The 18,438-nt window shown below is 38.2% G+C and carries 19 protein-coding genes; 9 read left to right on the plus strand and 10 right to left on the minus strand.

Annotated elements, in window-relative coordinates; genetic code table 11:
* Window positions 1-286: 286 nt before the first annotated feature.
* Window positions 287-1,666, plus strand: coding sequence for a class II fumarate hydratase (gene fumC, locus ACIQAA_RS12980; RefSeq protein ID WP_402619864.1), 1,380 nt, complete (start codon window positions 287-289; stop codon window positions 1,664-1,666).
* Between the two features lie 91 nt (window positions 1,667-1,757).
* Here fumC and ACIQAA_RS12985 read toward each other — a convergent pair whose 3' ends face one another.
* Entirely contained in the window at window positions 1,758-1,961 is a 204-nt protein-coding gene (locus tag ACIQAA_RS12985; RefSeq protein ID WP_034675254.1) for an alpha/beta-type small acid-soluble spore protein, read from the minus strand.
* Between the two features lie 381 nt (window positions 1,962-2,342).
* Between ACIQAA_RS12985 and ACIQAA_RS12990 the strand changes: the two genes are divergently transcribed.
* The gene (locus ACIQAA_RS12990; RefSeq protein ID WP_402619867.1) at window positions 2,343-2,585 is read left to right on the plus strand and encodes a hypothetical protein; all 243 of its coding nucleotides are present in this window, start codon (window positions 2,343-2,345) and stop codon (window positions 2,583-2,585) included.
* 172 nt (window positions 2,586-2,757) lie between these two features.
* On the opposite strand, the gene ACIQAA_RS12995 is transcribed toward ACIQAA_RS12990, so the two are convergent.
* The 8 genes from ACIQAA_RS12995 to ACIQAA_RS13030 all read right to left on the minus strand — a co-directional run bounded on the left by ACIQAA_RS12995 (window position 2,758) and on the right by ACIQAA_RS13030 (window position 10,286).
* Window positions 2,758-3,867, minus strand: coding sequence for an ABC transporter ATP-binding protein (locus tag ACIQAA_RS12995; protein WP_402619870.1), 1,110 nt, complete (start codon window positions 3,865-3,867; stop codon window positions 2,758-2,760).
* A 118-nt stretch (window positions 3,868-3,985) separates the two neighbouring features.
* The gene (locus ACIQAA_RS13000; protein WP_402619873.1) at window positions 3,986-4,888 is read right to left on the minus strand and encodes a PucR family transcriptional regulator; all 903 of its coding nucleotides are present in this window, start codon (window positions 4,886-4,888) and stop codon (window positions 3,986-3,988) included.
* A 114-nt stretch (window positions 4,889-5,002) separates the two neighbouring features.
* Entirely contained in the window at window positions 5,003-5,197 is a 195-nt protein-coding gene (locus ACIQAA_RS13005) for a hypothetical protein (RefSeq protein WP_402620278.1), read from the minus strand.
* 67 nt (window positions 5,198-5,264) lie between these two features.
* Complete coding sequence (locus ACIQAA_RS13010) at window positions 5,265-5,474, minus strand: YheE family protein (protein ID WP_402619876.1); 210 nt, start codon at window positions 5,472-5,474, stop codon at window positions 5,265-5,267.
* 75 nt (window positions 5,475-5,549) lie between these two features.
* A complete protein-coding gene (locus tag ACIQAA_RS13015) occupies window positions 5,550-6,614 on the minus strand; it encodes a YheC/YheD family endospore coat-associated protein (protein WP_402619879.1) in 1,065 nt (354 codons plus the stop codon).
* A complete protein-coding gene (locus ACIQAA_RS13020) occupies window positions 6,605-7,975 on the minus strand; it encodes a YheC/YheD family endospore coat-associated protein (protein ID WP_402619882.1) in 1,371 nt (456 codons plus the stop codon). Before ACIQAA_RS13020 ends, ACIQAA_RS13015 begins: the two co-directional genes overlap by 10 nt.
* The gene (locus ACIQAA_RS13025; protein ID WP_402619884.1) at window positions 7,953-9,056 is read right to left on the minus strand and encodes a YheC/YheD family endospore coat-associated protein; all 1,104 of its coding nucleotides are present in this window, start codon (window positions 9,054-9,056) and stop codon (window positions 7,953-7,955) included. Before ACIQAA_RS13025 ends, ACIQAA_RS13020 begins: the two co-directional genes overlap by 23 nt.
* Complete coding sequence (locus ACIQAA_RS13030; protein WP_402619887.1) at window positions 9,057-10,286, minus strand: YheC/YheD family endospore coat-associated protein; 1,230 nt, start codon at window positions 10,284-10,286, stop codon at window positions 9,057-9,059. It lies immediately after the preceding gene.
* Between the two features lie 304 nt (window positions 10,287-10,590).
* Here ACIQAA_RS13030 and ACIQAA_RS13035 point away from each other — a divergent pair, with 304 nt between their 5' ends.
* The 5 genes from ACIQAA_RS13035 to ACIQAA_RS13055 all read left to right on the plus strand — a co-directional run bounded on the left by ACIQAA_RS13035 (window position 10,591) and on the right by ACIQAA_RS13055 (window position 15,897).
* Window positions 10,591-10,938, plus strand: a complete 348-nt coding sequence (locus tag ACIQAA_RS13035; RefSeq protein WP_179597878.1) for a YlbF/YmcA family competence regulator — start codon at window positions 10,591-10,593, stop codon at window positions 10,936-10,938.
* A 127-nt stretch (window positions 10,939-11,065) separates the two neighbouring features.
* Entirely contained in the window at window positions 11,066-11,935 is an 870-nt protein-coding gene (locus ACIQAA_RS13040) for a Cof-type HAD-IIB family hydrolase (protein WP_402619891.1), read from the plus strand.
* A gap of 147 nt (window positions 11,936-12,082) precedes the next feature.
* Window positions 12,083-13,594 (plus strand): coproporphyrinogen III oxidase, encoded by a 1,512-nt coding sequence (locus ACIQAA_RS13045; protein WP_402619894.1) that lies wholly within the window; start codon window positions 12,083-12,085, stop codon window positions 13,592-13,594.
* A complete protein-coding gene (locus ACIQAA_RS13050) occupies window positions 13,587-14,951 on the plus strand; it encodes a long-chain fatty acid--CoA ligase (RefSeq protein ID WP_402619897.1) in 1,365 nt (454 codons plus the stop codon). Before ACIQAA_RS13045 ends, ACIQAA_RS13050 begins: the two co-directional genes overlap by 8 nt.
* A gap of 157 nt (window positions 14,952-15,108) precedes the next feature.
* Complete coding sequence (locus ACIQAA_RS13055) at window positions 15,109-15,897, plus strand: enoyl-CoA hydratase (RefSeq protein WP_402619900.1); 789 nt, start codon at window positions 15,109-15,111, stop codon at window positions 15,895-15,897.
* Between the two features lie 49 nt (window positions 15,898-15,946).
* Here ACIQAA_RS13055 and ACIQAA_RS13060 read toward each other — a convergent pair whose 3' ends face one another.
* Window positions 15,947-16,132, minus strand: a complete 186-nt coding sequence (locus tag ACIQAA_RS13060; protein ID WP_402619903.1) for a YhzD family protein — start codon at window positions 16,130-16,132, stop codon at window positions 15,947-15,949.
* 116 nt (window positions 16,133-16,248) lie between these two features.
* On the opposite strand from ACIQAA_RS13060, the gene ACIQAA_RS13065 reads away from it, so the two are divergent.
* Window positions 16,249-17,148, plus strand: a complete 900-nt coding sequence (locus ACIQAA_RS13065) for an ABC transporter ATP-binding protein (protein WP_402619905.1) — start codon at window positions 16,249-16,251, stop codon at window positions 17,146-17,148.
* On the plus strand, window positions 17,141-18,394 hold the full coding sequence (locus tag ACIQAA_RS13070; protein WP_402619908.1) for an ABC transporter permease: 1,254 nt from the start codon (window positions 17,141-17,143) through the stop codon (window positions 18,392-18,394). The genes ACIQAA_RS13065 and ACIQAA_RS13070 overlap by 8 nt, the downstream gene beginning before the upstream one ends.
* Window positions 18,395-18,438: the final 44 nt, after the last annotated feature.

Raw genomic sequence — 18,438 nt, forward strand, 5'->3', positions numbered from 1 at the left:
TAATGTTCAATTTCATGAGGAGAAACTGTTATATTTATCACAGGTAAAAGCCCTTTATTATGATAATTTATATATGTTTAAGCTCTTTCATAATTCAAAGGGGTGGAATTTAGATGGCAGACTTTTCAATCGTAAATGTAATAGGCAGTTTCTTAATTCTTTCATATTATATTGGTTATATGATCGTGAAACATTAAATGCAGACAAAATGTCTGCATTTTTTTTTAGTAAAAGGGAATAAAGTTAAGAATATAGATGCAAAAATGAAGAAGTGAGGCGGGAAGCTATGGAAAAGTTTAGAGTGGAAAAAGATACTCTTGGTGAGATTCAGGTCCCAATTGATAAGTTCTGGGGTGCACAAACACAACGCAGCTCTGAAAACTTTCAAATTGGCAGTGAAAAAATGCCCCTAGAAGTCGTTTATGCGTTAACCTTAATTAAAAAAGCAGCAGCAGAGGTTAACCATGATTTAGGTAAACTGTCGAAAGAAAAAATGACCGCAATTCTGTCAGTTTGCGATCGTACGCTTAAAGGAGAATTTGATGAGCATTTTCCCCTTGCTGTCTGGCAGACTGGAAGTGGCACACAAACCAATATGAATGTAAATGAGGTTATAGCAAATCGGGCGAATGAATTATTACGCAGTCAAGGAAGTGTTGAGAGGATTCATCCTAATGATGATGTAAATATGTCTCAAAGCTCTAATGATACCTTTCCAACTGCTATGCATGTTGCTGCGTACATAAAAATGACGGAGAATTTATTTCCAGCGCTCAACGAATTGAAAAGCACCCTTTTAACGAAGGAAAAAGCGTTTATGAATCTCGTGAAAATAGGGAGAACTCATCTTCAGGATGCAACACCCATCACGCTTGGTCAAGAAATCAGCGGTTGGAGGGCAATGCTGGAAAAGAATGAAAGAATGCTGAAAGACTCAGGTACGTATATTCTTGACTTGGCTATTGGCGGTACAGCTGTCGGCACGGGTATAAACGCTCATCCACAATTTGGTGATAAGGCAGCGGAAAAACTGGCCGCCTATACAGGGTATCCATTTAAAGCGTCATCTAATAAATTTCATGCATTAACAAGTCATGATGAAATGGTGTTTTTACATGGTGCGTTAAAAGCTTTAGCGGCAGACTTAATGAAAATCGCCAATGATGTAAGATGGCTGGCCAGTGGACCAAGAAGTGGGATTGGGGAGTTGATTATTCCTGCCAATGAGCCGGGGAGTTCAATCATGCCGGGTAAAGTAAATCCAACCCAAAGTGAAGCATTAACGATGGCAGCATGCCAAATTTTTGGGAATGATGCGACGATTGGATTTGCAGCAAGCCAGGGAAACTTTGAATTAAATGTTTTTAAGCCAGTGATTATCTATAATGTAATTCAATCAATCACACTATTAATAGACAGCATTCGTTCCTTTAATAAAAATTGTGCTATTGGAATAGAAGCCAACAAAGACGTCATAAAAAACCATGTGGACCGGTCCTTGATGCTAGTAACAGCACTAAATCCGTTTATTGGATATGAAAAAGCAGCAGAAATTGCCAAATTAGCTTTTAAAGAAAATTGCACGTTAAAAGAAGCAGCTGAAAAAACAGGCTATGTTACACCGGAACAATTTGATCAGTGGATAAAGCCTGAAAATATGGTCTAGGAATACGATGTTAATACAAATGAAAGCCCCCTCCGATAGAGGAGGGGGCTTAAGCCATATTATTTAATTTTTTACAGTGTTTTACTTAAAATTAGCGTTGGAATCCGCCAAGTTGTTGCTCTGCCATTGCTACAAGACGCTTAGTGATTTCTCCTCCGACAGAACCGTTAGCACGTGAAGTAGTGTCTGCTCCAAGGTTAACACCAAATTCTGAAGCGATTTCGTACTTCATTTGATCAAGTGCTTGTTGAACTCCTGGTACTAAAAGTTGATTAGAGTTGTTGTTACTAGCCATAGTTGAATAACACTCCTCTTAATAATTTTGGGGTCAGTATGGAATTGAACCATTATGGTTATGCTAACCATTGCCACCATGGCCTAACCCACATTGAAAGTAGTAAGATATTGGAGCATACTTTCTTTTGTGTGGCTGGGTTAGCCGGACTTGCACCGGCTTTAGACCCTTTAGTTGGTGAAAAGAGATTTCCTTTTCACTTGGTAACCCATCGATGTAAGGTTGTTGCTTGCTTTGTATGTTGTTGCTTGCTTTGTAATATTTATTATGATTAAAATTGGACAGCTTATTCGATTATTTATCTGGTAATTTATTCCTTTACATAGTGCCGTAATTGTAACGCAAACTAACCTCATATAAAAAACTAAAGGGTGAATGGAAATGTCAATATGCCCAATATGTAATGGTTTACGTGAAATGTATCTTTTGTGTACGCATTGCGGGGAACAAATGGTGGATAGCGGAAGACTGATTGATTTTTTTGATGATTACAGTCCGTACATGGAAATTGATTTAATGAAAATGGAGGACGGTTATCCGGACAGTAATTCAGGGCAAAAATGCCCGCACCTTTATACTTGTCCATCCTGTCATAACGATGATGTCATTTTTATTAAAGAATAGCAATACAAAAAAGGTCCCGCGATTTACGGGACCTTTTTGGTTCTTTGAGAATTGTCTAGCTACAGCGCCTAGGGGCTCGGGGTCATAAGCCAATCCGTCAAGAAGGTAAAGAGCAACCTTCTCGCCGGCTCGTCTTATGCCTGTCGCCCCTGGGCAAGGCGCTTCCGCTTTTCTACTCATTAGCCACACGGATACGGGACTCAGTTTCAGCGTCAAAGAAGTGGCCTTTATTTAAATCAAATGCTAGGTCTAATGTATCTCCTGGGTGAATGTCAGCTCTTGAATCTAGTCGGGCAACGAAGTCCTGACCGTCGATACTAGAGTATACCATTAATTCAGCACCAGTTAATTCTGCTACATCTACATTTGTGGTAATTTTAGTACCAGCAGATGCTTCAATAAATACAGGCTCATCATGGATATCTTCTGGACGAACACCAAGGATAATTTCTTTACCAACATACCCTTGCTCACGAAGAACTTTCATCTTACCTTCAGGAACAGCGATAGAAGTTTTACCAGCTACAAACTTACCATCTTGAAGTCTTCCATTGAAGAAGTTCATGGCAGGAGAACCGATAAATCCGCCAACAAATACGTTTTCAGGCTTTTCATATACTTCTTTTGGTGTTCCAACTTGTTGAATAAGACCATCCTTCATAACTACAAGTCTTGAAGCCATGGTCATTGCTTCTGTTTGGTCATGTGTTACATAAATAGTAGTTGTGTTTAAACGACGGTGAAGCTTTGCGATTTCAGCACGCATGGCTACACGAAGTTTTGCATCAAGGTTAGAAAGAGGCTCGTCCATTAAGAATACCTTTGCGTCACGGACAATCGCACGTCCTAATGCAACACGCTGACGCTGACCGCCTGATAATGCTTTAGGCTTTCTTTTTAAATAAGCTTCTAATCCAAGAATCTTTGCAGCTTCATTTACACGACGTTCAATTTCATCCTTTGGAAACTTACGAAGTTTAAGACCGAATGCCATATTATCATAAACTGTCATATGAGGATATAGGGCATAGTTTTGGAATACCATTGCGATATCACGATCTTTAGGAGCTACATCGTTCACTCTTTTTCCATCGATATAAAAGTCACCTTTTGAAATTTCTTCAAGACCAGCGACCATACGTAATGTTGTTGATTTACCGCAGCCAGACGGACCTACAAATACGATAAACTCCTTATCTTGGATATGTAGATTAAAGTCTGTAACCGCTGTTACTTTATTGTCATAAATTTTATAAATGTGATCTAATTTTAATTCAGCCATTGTGTAAACCCTCCCTGTTTTGATTAACTTAAGTGTACATGAAAAGGTTTACAAACAGTATGGACACAATGCACAAAGTTCCTAACGTCAAATTTGTGCATTGTGTCCTAACCAATTTCTATTTCCTTTGTTCAAAAAGCAGGCACGCTAAAAAGACGGTAAAAGCTCCGTAAAAGTCTTTTAATTGTACTCCCGTTTTATCAATAAATTTATCAATCCGATACTGTAGTGTATTTCGATGGATATATAATTTTTTAGCCGTTAAACTAGCATTCAGATTATTTTCAAGGAAGACTTTGATTGTCGTATATAACTCAGGATCTTCCGAGAATACAGAGGAAAGCTCCATTTTAATCTTTTCTTTCATGTATTGAGGCAGATTGAATGCCACAAAAGCTGGAAAGATTTTTTCAAAGGTAAGAATATTGGTACGTTCAAGATTTTCTTTAGCGAATTCAAAATACTCTTTTTCTTGTAGAAATTGGGTACGTAAATGATTGGAGAATGGGTAAACTTTCCCGAAATAAAAAGATATCTTTACATAAAAATCACTTTCTAACGTATCTGCCATGGAAGTTAACTCACTTTCGGTTAGGGACAATTGTCTTCTTTCTTCAATGACGATCCCATTATGGTCATCTTCCCAAATAATTTGTATTTCATCTGAAAAAAAGCCTTTGATTGCGGGCTCAATTTCTGTGGGGTCAACCCCAAGACCTCTAATATGAAACTGAATGAATCGAAAATTACTGTCGGTACTTAGTGAGGGCATGGGCCCATTTAATAGTAGAAAATCATGCCATTTTCGCGATAGTGTGGTTAATGGCTTCGAAGGAATTTTCACTTGTTCATATAGAACTTGAAGAAGGTTAAGTTCTTTTTCCGTTAGATTTGATTTCGGAATGGAAAGCCAGTTTTTTTGAGATTCGTCAAAAAATAGGTAAAATTGATCGGATGTATGTTGCGGCTGTTCAGTATATAAGATTGAATTTGCGTATAAAGACATGAGATTCTTTAACAAGATTAACTACTCCATTTTTAATATTTTTAGAATAATGCACTTATTATAACATTAATCCTGATTTAATTATAAAAGGCTGACTCGTTAAGGTGTCAACGTGTCAGCCTTTTTGCTTTATTCATTTACTTTAGATGGGGGTTCTTCTTCTGTCAGATTTCTTGCTTCTTCGATATTGGTGGTATCGTGACGCGAATGAACTGAGCCGCCTGATAATCCCTCATTAATAATTCTGTCAATATCTAAATAGACTTTATCTTTACCTTCATACTGCAAGTCTGTTTTTTCTTGAACATTTTTTCCTTCTTCCACAAAGACCAATCCCTTTCCTGTTTTCTAATAGTTTGTGGAAAGGGGAATATTTCATTCAGTCTAGACGTTATTCGTAAACATGGAATAGCATTAGCTCATGGACTTGGCTGGTTAATGTTTCAATATCATCTTGTTCGGGAGTATTCACTGTCCATTCAATTTTTCCGGTTTGGTGATAGATACCTGAAAATCTTTGTTTTTTATAGTAAAAAGAAAAATTCCAGCCTGGAATATTCTTATTTTCAAATAAAGGCTTAAATTGAAAGTGTGTCAACAACAGTAACATCTCCCTTAAAAACTAGTGATTACTACTAGCTTACGGGAAAAAATGAATACAATCCAGTAAAAGTTTTCAATCGATTTTATAGCCGGTTAGCTGCAGGAACAGCTGGCATAGATATTGAATTTTTCTTTCTTCAATATCGATCTCATCAAAGCTCATCGGTTTAGAATTCACCTCATAAATATAGAACTGCCCTGATTGACTAATCCCCATATCAATTGAGAATTCACCGAAAAAGCCCAACGTTTCGGATAGTGAGGCGCCAATATGTTGGACAATGGTTTCAATAAAGAAATCGTACTCCTCGTTTTGTAATCGCTCATATGGCAAAAGCCTTCCCCCTGAAGGAATATGAGTGGTGATATCCTGCTTTTGGGATTGTCTGACTCCAATTCCAGTAACCTTGTAATGATTTTTTTCGGCATGTGCCAGGATACGAAAATCGAATCTTTTTCCTTCATAAAGAATCGACTTTATTTCCTCTTGAGCCAAATAGTTTTTCTCCAATAGTTTGCTTTCCCACTCTTCCCAAAAATGATCAAATGAGACGAATACATGATTTTCTTTTAATCCCTTTACATGTACACATTTCTGAGTATCTAATTCTAATATAAAAATCCCGTTCCCTCTGGCTGACTGAGAAGGTTTTAAGTAGATGGATTGGTGTTGAGATAAAAAGGCAGACATCTTTTGTTTATGATTGGCTGGTATGGTGGCTGGCAAAAAAGTATGAAGAAAGGGATGGTTTTTAAAGAGGTGATATAGCTCAGATTTATCAATAAATCCGGGATTAAAAAAGGGAATATTTTTTTCCTTCAAGCGAGCAAAGAACATACTGCTTTTTAGTTCTTCTTCTGACGTTCGAAAGGGTATTCGATTATAAACGAGGTCGGGAAAAGGAGAGGTGATCCTTTCCCAGCCACTTTTTTCAGGATTAAATATAAATCCATCAATCGATTCTTGATGAACTCCATCCAGCGTAAAGATAAAGCTTATTCCATTAAGTGAAATAAGCTTTTTTTGCAGTTCAATAAAAAGTGTGCCATTCCCTGCAATTGAGCCATCCTTCTTCCGTGCAGTCAAAATTCCAATAACGGGAGTTTTTCCTTTGCTCCATGGATTGGTCACTGCCATTTGATAACTTCCTCGGGATGCAGGATAGATTGTTCCGTCAAAAAAACCGCGAACGCCATCGATAACTTACAGGTAAGCTGGTCAAAATTTTTTAGCGCAGGATGACTGAATATTGATCTCCCTGGCTTGGAATTCGCCTCAAATAACCAGACGTCACCCTGTTTATCTATTCCTAAATCAAAACCAATCTCGGCAATAATGCCTTCCATGTTGTCGGCTATTGCTGTACTTAACAAGAGTGCAGCATTTACAAGCTTTTCTGTAAAAAGCTTATTATTTTCGGGTTCGAAGATTTCTGCTAGTGTTTTTATTTCGCCGCCATTCCTTGCATGGGTAGTTACACTGCCAAGTCCTGCTATTTTAGCAGCCAATGCTGTGACATGCCAAACACCCTCATCATCTTTGTTTGTGTGTATGCGGAAATCGATTGGGCGCTGTTCATGCCGCAATAAGTGAATTCCTTGTTGAACAATCATTTTGTCTAGATTACGGTTAGCGAAAACGGTTTGAAACAATCCTTCTAAGGACGAGAATTTTCGTAGACGATTCACACCTTCACGATCTCGATAGCGGCAGTAATATTCGTCTTGGATTTTATCGTACAGGATTTGATGTACACCTAAGCCTAAGCTTCCGTTTATTGGTTTTAGATAGATGTGACCATATTTGGAAAGCATGTCTTCAATCATTGAAAAGGAAGTAAATGGGTGTGTTTCTGGGAGGTAACTAGCGACCGATTGGTCCTGATGTAATCGCTCATAAATATCGAGTTTGCTGAAAAAGCCGGGATTATACCATGGAATAAGATAGTCTCTTTGCAAAATTTCCTTCACTTTTGCTAGTTTGAGGTTTCTTTCACTTTTTCTATTCGGCAGGCGGTCATAAATAACATTTGGAAAGGGTATCTCCATACTCTGCCAATTGTGATCGTGATACATATATCCGCTAATTGTCCCTTTATCCCAATTGATATGCTGTTCTCCAAAAATAAATGGAATCGCCCCAACATTTGTTTTAACGGATAATAATTTTGAGAAAAAGTTCGTTCTTTCACCTATCGGGCGGTGGGGGAATGGGGTGAAACCTGCTGTAAATATTCCAACTAGCGGGCCAACATTGAGAACATGATCTTCAACAAATACATGCAATTTTATTGAAAAATCAGGAAAAAGCAATTGTTTTTTTACCTCATTGCTGATCACAATAGAATTGTTTTTCTTACGATGAGGTCTAAAGTCAACTTCGATTGCTTTTGATCCAAATGCAATTTTTTTAATTACCTTATCCTGCAAGAGCTCTTGAGGACAATATACAACGAATTGGCTGGTATCAGCTGTTTCAATGGTATAGCGTTTTCTCATAGCGGCTCTTCCTTTCTATACTTTCCGATTGAATAAGGTATTTACCATATAGAAGTGGTGCATGGAATAAGATTTCTTTTAAATCTGGCTCTGTTTTTAAAACAACTTTTCTTCCTGGCTTTGAATTTACGTCGAGAATCCATAGGGCTCCATTCTTTGCAATCCCGATATCAACCCCGATTTCGAATAATGGTGAAATTTCTTTTTCAAGAATATGCGGGAGATTGGTTGTTATAAAATTCAACTCCGAACAAATATATTCTTTGCTGGCTTGTGATAACGCAGAGGACCAGGTGGTAAAGTCCATCACCGAGCCTCCGGCACTTAAGTTTGAAAGAATTCCTCCTGTATTTCCTATTCGAATTCCCTTTCCACGGTCTACCCAGACACCCTGTTGATCTTTTTGCAGCAGGATTCTAATATCAAAAGGCCTTGAGGTGGTATTCGATAATTCAAGATATGGCTGAAGCAGGTATGGCCGAAAGTTAATCAGGGGCTGCAGCCATTGAAATAGCTTCGTTTCATTTGGGAATATTCTAGAGATAATCTGTTTATTCTTTTCCGTTTTGACATGGATGGTTTTATCGTTTTTCTTTAAATAATAGATCCCAAAACCTTGAGATCCATTAATCGGTTTTATAATAATCTTTTTTTGTTTGTTTAAGGCAGATAGTACGTCTGAGCAATCTTTAATCAAATGTGAATGAGGTAAATAGGGTGCTAATCGAGAGTTGGATAATGTTTCAGATAGTTCTAGTTTATTAGGCAGTCCAAAGCCCAAAAAAGTAATATCATCTCTGCTTTTTAACCAAGAAACAATCGGGACACAGCGCTTTGAATGTTGATCATCTCCGTAAAAACAGCGATCATAGATGAGGGAGGGTATTGGAAATTCGTCTTCAACCCAGCTCTGTTCCTCTGCACAAAAGCGTCTTCCTTGGACTTGTTGGGTCAGTGGATTAATAGAAGAGGGAAGAAAGTGAAAACATTCCATGCCGCAGGAATGACTGCGTACAGCTATTTCATGGATATAAGCAGCTTCACTTTCTATGTTTAAGGTCATTATTCCAAAGGTTATCATCTATGAATCCTCCATTTCTGAGGTTGTATCTAATGCAAGCTTGGTACAAAACTGAATAATCGCTTTGGCAGACGGTCTTATTTTCATTTGGCCATCTTCAAAGTTTTTCGATGGCTTTGAGTTCACTTCAATAATCCAAGGTCTGCCATCCTGGTCCATTCCAATGTCGATTCCTAGTTCTCCAGTAATTCCAGAAGTCTTTCTTTCAATAATTAAGGCGGTTTCGATCGCTAAATCTTTCATCTGAGATATGACCCACTTCGCATCGCTTATGCTCATGTTCTCTTTTAGAGCATTAATTGGAGTCATGATTTCCCCGCCCCTGGCAATATTCGAAACAAACTCATTTTCTGCCGAAATCCGGGCAACCACTGAAGTAACATCCCAGTTGTTTTGATGGTTTTTATGACATAGTACTCTATAATCCATCCCTCTAGAGTGATAGGTAAGGAGGGGTATCCCTTGTTGGATAATGTAGATTCGATTGTTCAACAAAGGTTTTAGATGTCCATATATCTCCTCAAAGGAAAGGATGGTCTGCTTGTTTTCTAATGATGATGTGACAGAAGATTCTAATGAAAAATGGTTATTTTCTTTTTGTAGTTTAAAGATATTTCTACCCTGACTACCATGTACAGGTTTAATAAAAATGGTTTCATACTTTTCTGCAAAAGCAGTCAGATTATCTTTTGTGAAAATATTTGTATCTGGTATATAGGAATGAAGATGGTTTTCATGGGTTAAGTGCTCATGAACTTCCCATTTTGAAAGAAAGCGATCATTAAAAATTGGAATACATAACTCAGCAAGCCTTTGGCGAAATAATTGATACTCTTTACCAAATTCCAGCCTCCGAGAATGGATACGATTATAAATAACATCTGGCAGAGGGAGTCCTGCAGGCTTCCATATCCCAGCGTCAAAATAATATCCTTGAACAGAAAAGTTTGGATAGGAAAATACATATAGAAATCCGCCATTATCTGTGATCCCGTGATGAAGTTCTTCACAAAAGTTATGGATTGAACCAAAATGGGGTTCATCATTTCCTTTATTTTTAAAATCTGTCACCAAACCAATGATTGGACCTAAAAAAAGTGAATTCATTTCTTTTTTATAAATAGCATGAAACTTATATGATTGAATCGGTAAACAAACCTGTTGAAATAGAATTTCAGGGAAATGAATCTCGTTAGGTGTCATCTCGACAGTTTGTATAGTTACTTTCACTATTCTCTTTCCTATAGAGACCTTGATTTGTTGTTTTTCAAGCCTCAGTAGTTTGAACAGGTGTGAGGACATCTGAGCAAACATGTCTGTCCTGTTTCCTGCTTCTATAGGAATAATTGTGATAGTGGGCATAGTCACTCCTCATTTATAGGCCAATATATGTTAAAAATAGGCATTCGTAGATATGGTATCCTATGTTATCGCCCAATGGTTGGTGATACTTAATTGCGGGCAGTTAACATCCTCGCATTTACCTACATAGTTTGTTATAGTTATTAGGATTATTTTAAGAGGAGTGGAATGAATGTCCGTTAATTTATACGATGCAGCCTATGCATTAGAAAAGGCAATTCGTCAAAGCGATGAATATAAACAATTACAGCAAATGTATCATGAAGTAAATGCCGACCCAACAGCAAAGAATATGTTTGACCAATTCCGTCAAATTCAAATGAATTTACAACAAAAACAAATGATGGGTCAAGAGATATCAGAACAGGAAGTCCAGCAGGCGCAATCAACGGTAGCCGTTGTCCAGCAAAATGAAAAAATAGCCCGTCTCATGCAGGCAGAACAGCGGATGAGCATGATCATTGGGGAGCTAAATCAACTAATTATGAAGCCTTTAGAGGAACTATACGGAAATTTATAATCCCGTAACAAAAAGCTTTCGGTTTTTCCGGAAGTTTTTTTCTTTTCTGCTGCACTTGTTCTATCTGTGAGTGAAAAATCATAAAAGTTATATAAGGGTATCTTCACCAAGAACAGGGGGCAGCGTAATGATTTATCGTTTGCTTGCATTAAATATTGATGGAACTCTATTACAAAGTAACGGGAAAATTCATAAGTCAACAAAAGAAGCCATTGAGTATGTTCAGCAAAAAGGAATTTTTGTAACGCTCATGACATCGAGAAGCTTTCCCTCAGCCAAGAAGGTTGCCAGGGCATTGAAAATAAAAAACCCGCTAATTACACATCAAGGAGCCTTTATTGCAAATATCCAGGATAAACAAAATTACGTCGAAAGAATCAACGAGAATATTACTTATGATACCGTTCGTTTCCTTGAAGGTCTGCCGTGTCAAATCAGGCTGGTACATGAACAATTTTCTTTAGCCAATAGGTTGAAGTTAAATAACAATTTGTTAGCCAAAACCATCTTTACATCAGGGGATCCTGTTTTTTATTCTCAGCAATTTGTTTCATCATTAAGTGAATACTTACATGATCAACCGGTTACGCCGCCGAAAATTGAGGTTTATTTTGAAGATGAAAGTGATCTTCAGGATGCAAAAAAGGCGATAGAAAAGATGTTTACAGAAATTGAAACGATTCAACTGGACAGCTTGCGATTAGATATTGTCCCAGCAGGTGTCTCAAAGTTAAAGGGATTAGCTTTCCTTGGCAGCCATCTTGGTATCCAGCTCAAGGAAATGGTCGTCATTGGCGATGGGTTAGATGATATCCCAGCGATCGAGGCGGCTGGGTTAGGAGTGGCCATGTGGAATGCTGACTTTGAAGTAAAAAGAGCTGCAGACTGGGTAACGAGATCGAAAAATGAGCACGGTGTCGCCTATATGGTCAAAGAACACTTCAGAAAACAGCAGCCAATTGAGTTTTTAAGAAAAATGAATATCATTAAAAAATAAATTAGCAGACATCATCGTCACGTACGGTGATGTCTTTTACGTTTGTGAATGATTTCCACTATATTGACCTTATTTTGGTGATTATGTACACTTAAAGAAGTTTATTTAAGGCTTTACGAATACAGCTATTTTGAAAGAGTGATTCTAATGAGAATTTCGATTATCGGGTTAGAGGATGCAAGATTCGATCGTCAGCTAACGCTGATTGCAAATTTGTTTTTTGAAGAAACAGAGATTGTGAAGGTTTTAGACGATGAGGCAGATTTAACTATAAAATTTATTATAAATGAAGATAACCATATTCATGTTTCGGCTGAATTACTTGATACAAAGGGTAAAACCTTTTCAACAGAATATCAAAAAGCAGTACAGCCCTTTCAAACGGATAAGGAATATTTTAAGCAGATAAAAAATGCTGTCGCTCATGTTTATTTAGTATTATTGCAGAATTGGACAGGAATTACTCAGAAGTGGGGTATTCTCACGGGGGTCAGACCGACAAAGCTTTTACATCGTAAAGTCCAAGAGGGTGTGCCTCAAGAACTTGCCCACCAGCAATTGAAGGATGATTATCTGATTACAGATGAGAAAATTCAGCTGATGCAGCATATTGTCAACAGGCAGCTGGCCATAGTTCCTGACCTTTATGACCTGCAGAAGGAGGTCAGCATTTATATTGGGATTCCGTTTTGTCCAACAAAATGTGCCTACTGTACATTCCCAGCCTATGCAATAAACGGCAGACAAGGATCTGTTGATTCCTTCTTAGGTGGTCTGCACTATGAGATAAAGAAAATTGGTGAATGGCTAAAGGAAAAGGGCATACGGATTACAACCGTTTACTATGGCGGCGGTACACCAACTAGTATTACTGCAGAAGAAATGGATATGCTTTATGAAGAAATGTATGATTCATTCCCAGACGTTGAGAATATACGTGAGATTACAGTCGAGGCAGGCCGTCCGGATACCATTACCCCTGAAAAATTAGAGGTATTAAAGAAATGGAAAATTGACAGGATCAGTATAAATCCTCAATCCTATACACAAGAAACCTTAAAGGCAATCGGGCGCCACCACAGTGTTAAAGAAACCATTGATAAGTATCATTTAGCGCGAGAAATGGGCATGAACAATATTAACATGGACCTTATCATTGGGCTTCCTGGTGAGGGGATGGCGGAATTCACACATTCACTTGCGGAAACAGAAAAGCTAATGCCAGAATCACTAACCGTGCATACTTTATCGTTTAAACGTGCTTCAGAAATGACGAAAAACAAGGAAAAATATAAAGTCGCAGGCCGTGATGAAGTCGAACAAATGATGAATCTAGCAACAGAGTGGACAGAAAGTCACGGCTATGTTCCCTATTATCTCTATCGTCAAAAAAATATTCTTGGTAATCTAGAGAATGTCGGCTATGCCTTCCCCAATCAAGAAAGCATCTATAATATCATGATTATGGAAGAGCAGCAGACGATCATCGGGCTTGGCTGCGGCGCCTCCAGCAAGTTTATTGACCCGCGAACAGGAAAAATCACTCAGTTTGCTAATCCTAAAGACCCGAAAACATATAACGAAAGCTTTGAAGCGTATACGGAAGAAAAAATAAAAATATTAAATCAAATTTTCTCTGAAAAAGGATCTCTTGCTTAAATTGCAAGAGATTTTTTTCTCTCCGCAGCATATTTCCTATATTATCAACCATGCAGAAGATAGTGTCCTCTTAGTAGATCCAGACATAGTCCCTTTACTTGAAAAATGTGCACATGAGCTAAAAAGCGTTAAGGCTTTTGTGATTATGACAGACGACAAGGTACTTCCTGAAACCACGCTTTCGCCAATCTATGATTATGAAACCTTATTAGCAGAAGCAAACCCTAAATTTCAATATCCAGAAGACATAGGAGAAAACGATCCTGCTGGTATGTGCTATACCTCTGCAACTACAGGTAATCCAAAAGGAGTTGTTTACTCTCATAGAGGAATTTTTCTTCATAGCATGGCGTTAGGGCTCGTAGATAGTGCCGCAATAAGTGAGAAAGACATCGCACCGCCTGTTGTGCCAATGTTCCATGCCAATGCGTGGGGCATGCCATTTGCAGCAGTATGGTTTGGGACGTCATTAGTGCTGCCAGGACCATATTTTACTCCAAAACTGCTTGCAGAGCTTATTGAAAGTGAAAAAGTTACCGTCACAGCAGGTGTCCCAACCATTTGGCTTGGTTTGTTAAAAGAACTTGATGAGGGCTCTTACGACCTTAGTAGTTTAAGAGAAGTGCTGTGTGGCGGTTCTGCAACTCCTAAAGGGATGATTAAGGCCTTTGATCAACGGCATAACATACCATTCCTACATGCTTATGGAATGACGGAAACAAGTCCGCTTGTAGTGATTTCAACATTAAAAAGCTATCAAGAAAATTTAGATTATGAGGATAGACTAGAAATAAGAGCAAAGCAAGGAGTTCTAGTTCCTGGCTTAAGCATAAAAATCGTGGGCAAGGATGGAGAAGTGGCTTGGGATGGTAAAGAAATGGGAGAGTTATGCATAAAGGGTCCGTGGATTGCCTCTGAGTATTATAAGGATGAGAGAACACAAGATGCCTTCCATGACGGCTGGCTCCACACTGGTGATGTCGTAACCATTGACGAAGAAGGCTTTATAAAAATAGTCGACCGTACAAAGGATTTAATCAAGAGCGGTGGTGAATGGATCTCTTCCGTTGATTTAGAAAACGCATTAATGGCGCATGAGTCAGTGTTTGAAGCCGCGGTGGTTGCGGTCCCGCATGAACAATGGCAGGAAAGACCAGTTACTTGTGTGGTATTAAAAGATTCATATAAAAATAAGGTTAAGAAGGAAGATTTAATTGAGTTTTTAACACCACAGTTTGCCAAGTGGTGGCTCCCTGATGAAATCTTGTTCCTGGAGGAAATCACGAAGACTTCGGTTGGTAAGCTTTTGAAGATGACGTTAAGGGAACAGGTTCAAAAGGAAGTGTTAAGGAAGTAAGTTCGGTAAAGGACAAAGGGGCTTCTCTTTGTCCTTTATGCGTAAAAAGATTTCCTATTTATCGCAAAGAAAATTCCATATATTATGAAAATTTATTTTTTACCAGCGGAATTCAAGCTATAATGGAAGTGACTAATGATTATGGGAGGGGTTTGGGGTGACGATAAATTTTGTAACGGATAAGGTGAAGTTGTGGGTGAACGGACGGGTTGCAACGGTGGAGATGAACAGACCGGAATCATTAAATGCACTTGACGTGGACATGATAAAGGGCCTAGTGAGCAAACTTAAGGAAATAGCGGAGTCGGATGATATTGATGTTGTTGTGTTAACAGGGAATGGCAGAGCTTTCTCCGCAGGGGGAGATATTAAAACAATGCTTTCCGACTTGGATGAAAGCGAATTTTTACCTGTAATGGATTGTATTAGTGAATTAATGATAACTCTTTATAGTATGCCAAAGTTAACCATTAGTGCTGTAAATGGTGCGGCGGCAGGCCTTGGATTCAGTCTTGCGCTGGCTGCTGACCACATCATAGCTGACAAAACGAGCAAACTAGCAATGAATTTCATTGGAATCGGTTTAATACCTGATGGCGGCTCTCACTTCTTTTTAGAGAAAAGATTAGGAGAAATCAAGGCAAAACAGGTAATATGGGATGGAAAAATGATGAGCGCACAAGAAGCGTTGGAAATAGGATTGGTACAAGAAGTTGCAGAAGATTTGCAAGAAACTTTAAATGCTAGAATATCCGATTGGCTGCAACGCCCAGTTCAGGCAATGATCAAAACGAAAAAGATATTAGCAGATATGAACAGACCACAGCTGCTAAAGATTTTAGAATTAGAAAAGCATGGACAGCTAAACATGCGCCGAACATTCGACCACCAAGAAGGAATTCGAGCCTTTATAGAAAAAAGACCAGCAAAATTTATCGGAAAATAAGTAAGACAGAAAAAAGAAGCATTTGCTGCTTCTTTTTTCTGTCTTATGGTTAAGAATGAAACAATAATAGTTTGCCACTTGGAGATGTGAAACGATGTGTTTTCTCTAGTAAATTCCTTTCTGATAATAATTTTTCAGCTAATTCTTTTGCGGCTTCATCATGTTCAGCTTGAATTGCCTCATCTACTATTTTTTCCCCATTTGCTTCAAAGGCTGTTAATTTGTAAGTCTTCATCCTATATCCCCCTTTGGTATTATTGATATTATAATATTTGCACAATTCTTGATATTTTGCAAAAATGAAACTTTTTCATAGGATTTTCGTATAGTAATTTTTGAGGGGGAATTTGAATGGTTTTAAAACTTGAACATGTAACAAAACGATTTGGTGATTTTACGGCAGTTAAAAATCTATCCATAACCATACCTGAAAAAGAAATGTTTGGCTTTTTAGGAGCAAATGGTGCAGGGAAGACGACTACATTTCGAATGATCCTGGGGCTGCTGGATTCTAGTGATGGAAGAATTACCTGGGACGGGCAGCCAATCAATTATTCTACAAGCCATTTAGTCGGCTACCTTCCTGAAGAAAGAGGTTTATACCCAAAATTAAAAGTTAGCGATCAAATTGTCTATCTTGCCAGATTAAGAGGAATGCGCAAAAATGAAGCACTTTCTGAATTAAAATATTGGCTGGACCGATTTAAAGTTCCTGAATATGAAAATAAAAAGGTAGAAGAGCTTTCAAAAGGAAATCAACAGAAAATTCAATTCATTGCGGCCGTCATACATAAACCCAAATTATTGATTCTGGATGAACCATTCAGCGGTCTGGATCCTGTAAACGTTGAAATGCTTAAAGAGGCAGTTCTCTCATTAAAGGAAAAGGGAACGACAATCGTTTTTTCTAGCCATCAAATGCACCATGTAGAAGAGATGTGTGAGCATCTATGTATTATGCATAAAGGAACTCCGGTCGTACACGGTGCCTTAAAAGATATAAAACGTGCATTTGGAAAAAAGAATCTTGTTATACATGCGGATTTTCCATTAGACAGTCTGAAAGGTTATCCAGGTGTGGTTAAGACTAAGTCCACAACAGAGGGAATGCATCTTCAAATTGATGGGGAATATGTTGCTGAAAAGATCTTGAAAGATATCGTCAACAAAGGATTCATCAGAAAATTTGAACTTGAAGAACCTTCTTTAAATGATATTTTTATTGAAAAAGTAGGTGATTCCTATGAATAAATTTTGGATTATTTTATTCCATACGTATTTTAACAAATTGAAAACAAAATCATTTTTGATCACAACACTGTTGACAGTCGTTATCACTTTAGGGTTAACAAACATGAATAATATCATTGAAGTTTTCGATAATGGCGGCGATAAAGAAAAGGTTGCTGTATTAGATGAAACAGGACAACTGTATGAACCACTTAAAGAACAAATGAGTGCATTAAATAAAAACCTGCAGCTGACAGAGTTTAAAGGCACCGAGAAAGAGGCAGAAAAGGCAGTAGAAGAAGGGGAATATGTTGGATTTGTCCAGCTGCGTTATGATGAAGAGCAGCTGCCTGAAGCTGCGTATAAAGCAATGAGTGTAGCTGATTCAACAATATATACCGATCTTCAGTCCGGGCTTCAGCAAATGAAAACCATGCTTGCAGCTTCAAAAATTAACCTGACACCAGAGCAGCTCCAGCAGCTGTATGAGCCGGTTTCTTTCGAGAAAATTGCTCTTGAGGAAAATGCGAAAACGGAAGAAGAACTGAATCAGGCTAGAGGACTTGTTTATGTTCTGCTGTTTGTTATCTATTTTGCTGTTATTATGTATGCCAGTATGATTGCAATGGAAGTGGCTACTGAAAAGTCTTCAAGAGTGATGGAAATCTTGATTTCCAGCGTATCACCAATAAAGCAGATGTTTGCAAAAATACTTGGGATAGGTCTGTTAAGTTTAACTCAGCTTGCCGTACTTCTATCTGTTGGGTATTTCTCGATAAAACGGAATTTGTCTTCGCTGGAAGGCGGCTTTTTTGACGCATTTGGATTTGGAAACATATCGTTATCAACGATTTCCTATGCTGTTATTTTCTTTATCTTAGGTTATTTCCTCTATGCTACCCTTGCCGCGTTTTTAGGTTCTTTGGTAAGCAGGATTGAAGATGTTCAACAAATGATTACGCCCATGACATTACTTGTTGTAGCAGGATTTATGATTGCGATGTTTGGTCTAGGTAAACCGGATTCACCATTTATCGTCATCACCTCCTATATACCATTCTTCACCCCAATGATTATGTTTTTACGGGTAGGAATGCTAAATATTCCAGTTTGGGAAGCTGCATTAGCGATTGCGATTCTGGTGGGAACAATCACCTTCTTAGCAGTATTTGGTGCCCGTGTATACCGCGGTGGAGTATTAATGTACGGAAAATCAAATTCCTTTAAGGATATAAAAAAGGCTTTGCAGCTAACAAAAAAAGAATAAAATGGAAGGGCTTTGTCAAAAAAAGGCAAGGCCCTTTTCTGTTA

The organism is Neobacillus sp. NPDC093182 (assembly GCF_044754045.1).

Excerpts from the sequence above, each read along its gene's own strand:
- ACIQAA_RS13065 (WP_402619905.1), top strand. The coding sequence starts at position 16,249 with ATGGTTTTAAAACTTGAACATGTAACAAAACGATTTGGTGATTTTACG.
- ACIQAA_RS13035 (WP_179597878.1), top strand. The coding sequence starts at position 10,591 with ATGTCCGTTAATTTATACGATGCAGCCTATGCATTAGAAAAGGCAATT.
- ACIQAA_RS13045 (WP_402619894.1), top strand. The coding sequence starts at position 12,083 with ATGAGAATTTCGATTATCGGGTTAGAGGATGCAAGATTCGATCGTCAG.
- ACIQAA_RS12995 (WP_402619870.1), bottom strand. The coding sequence starts at position 3,867 with ATGGCTGAATTAAAATTAGATCACATTTATAAAATTTATGACAATAAA.
- ACIQAA_RS13025 (WP_402619884.1), bottom strand. The coding sequence starts at position 9,056 with ATGATAACCTTTGGAATAATGACCTTAAACATAGAAAGTGAAGCTGCT.
- ACIQAA_RS13060 (WP_402619903.1), bottom strand. The coding sequence starts at position 16,132 with ATGAAGACTTACAAATTAACAGCCTTTGAAGCAAATGGGGAAAAAATA.
- ACIQAA_RS12990 (WP_402619867.1), top strand. The coding sequence starts at position 2,343 with ATGTCAATATGCCCAATATGTAATGGTTTACGTGAAATGTATCTTTTG.
- fumC (WP_402619864.1), top strand. The coding sequence starts at position 287 with ATGGAAAAGTTTAGAGTGGAAAAAGATACTCTTGGTGAGATTCAGGTC.
- ACIQAA_RS13020 (WP_402619882.1), bottom strand. The coding sequence starts at position 7,975 with ATGAGAAAACGCTATACCATTGAAACAGCTGATACCAGCCAATTCGTT.
- ACIQAA_RS13015 (WP_402619879.1), bottom strand. The coding sequence starts at position 6,614 with ATGGCAGTGACCAATCCATGGAGCAAAGGAAAAACTCCCGTTATTGGA.
- ACIQAA_RS13070 (WP_402619908.1), top strand. The coding sequence starts at position 17,141 with ATGAATAAATTTTGGATTATTTTATTCCATACGTATTTTAACAAATTG.
- ACIQAA_RS12985 (WP_034675254.1), bottom strand. The coding sequence starts at position 1,961 with ATGGCTAGTAACAACAACTCTAATCAACTTTTAGTACCAGGAGTTCAA.
- ACIQAA_RS13040 (WP_402619891.1), top strand. The coding sequence starts at position 11,066 with ATGATTTATCGTTTGCTTGCATTAAATATTGATGGAACTCTATTACAA.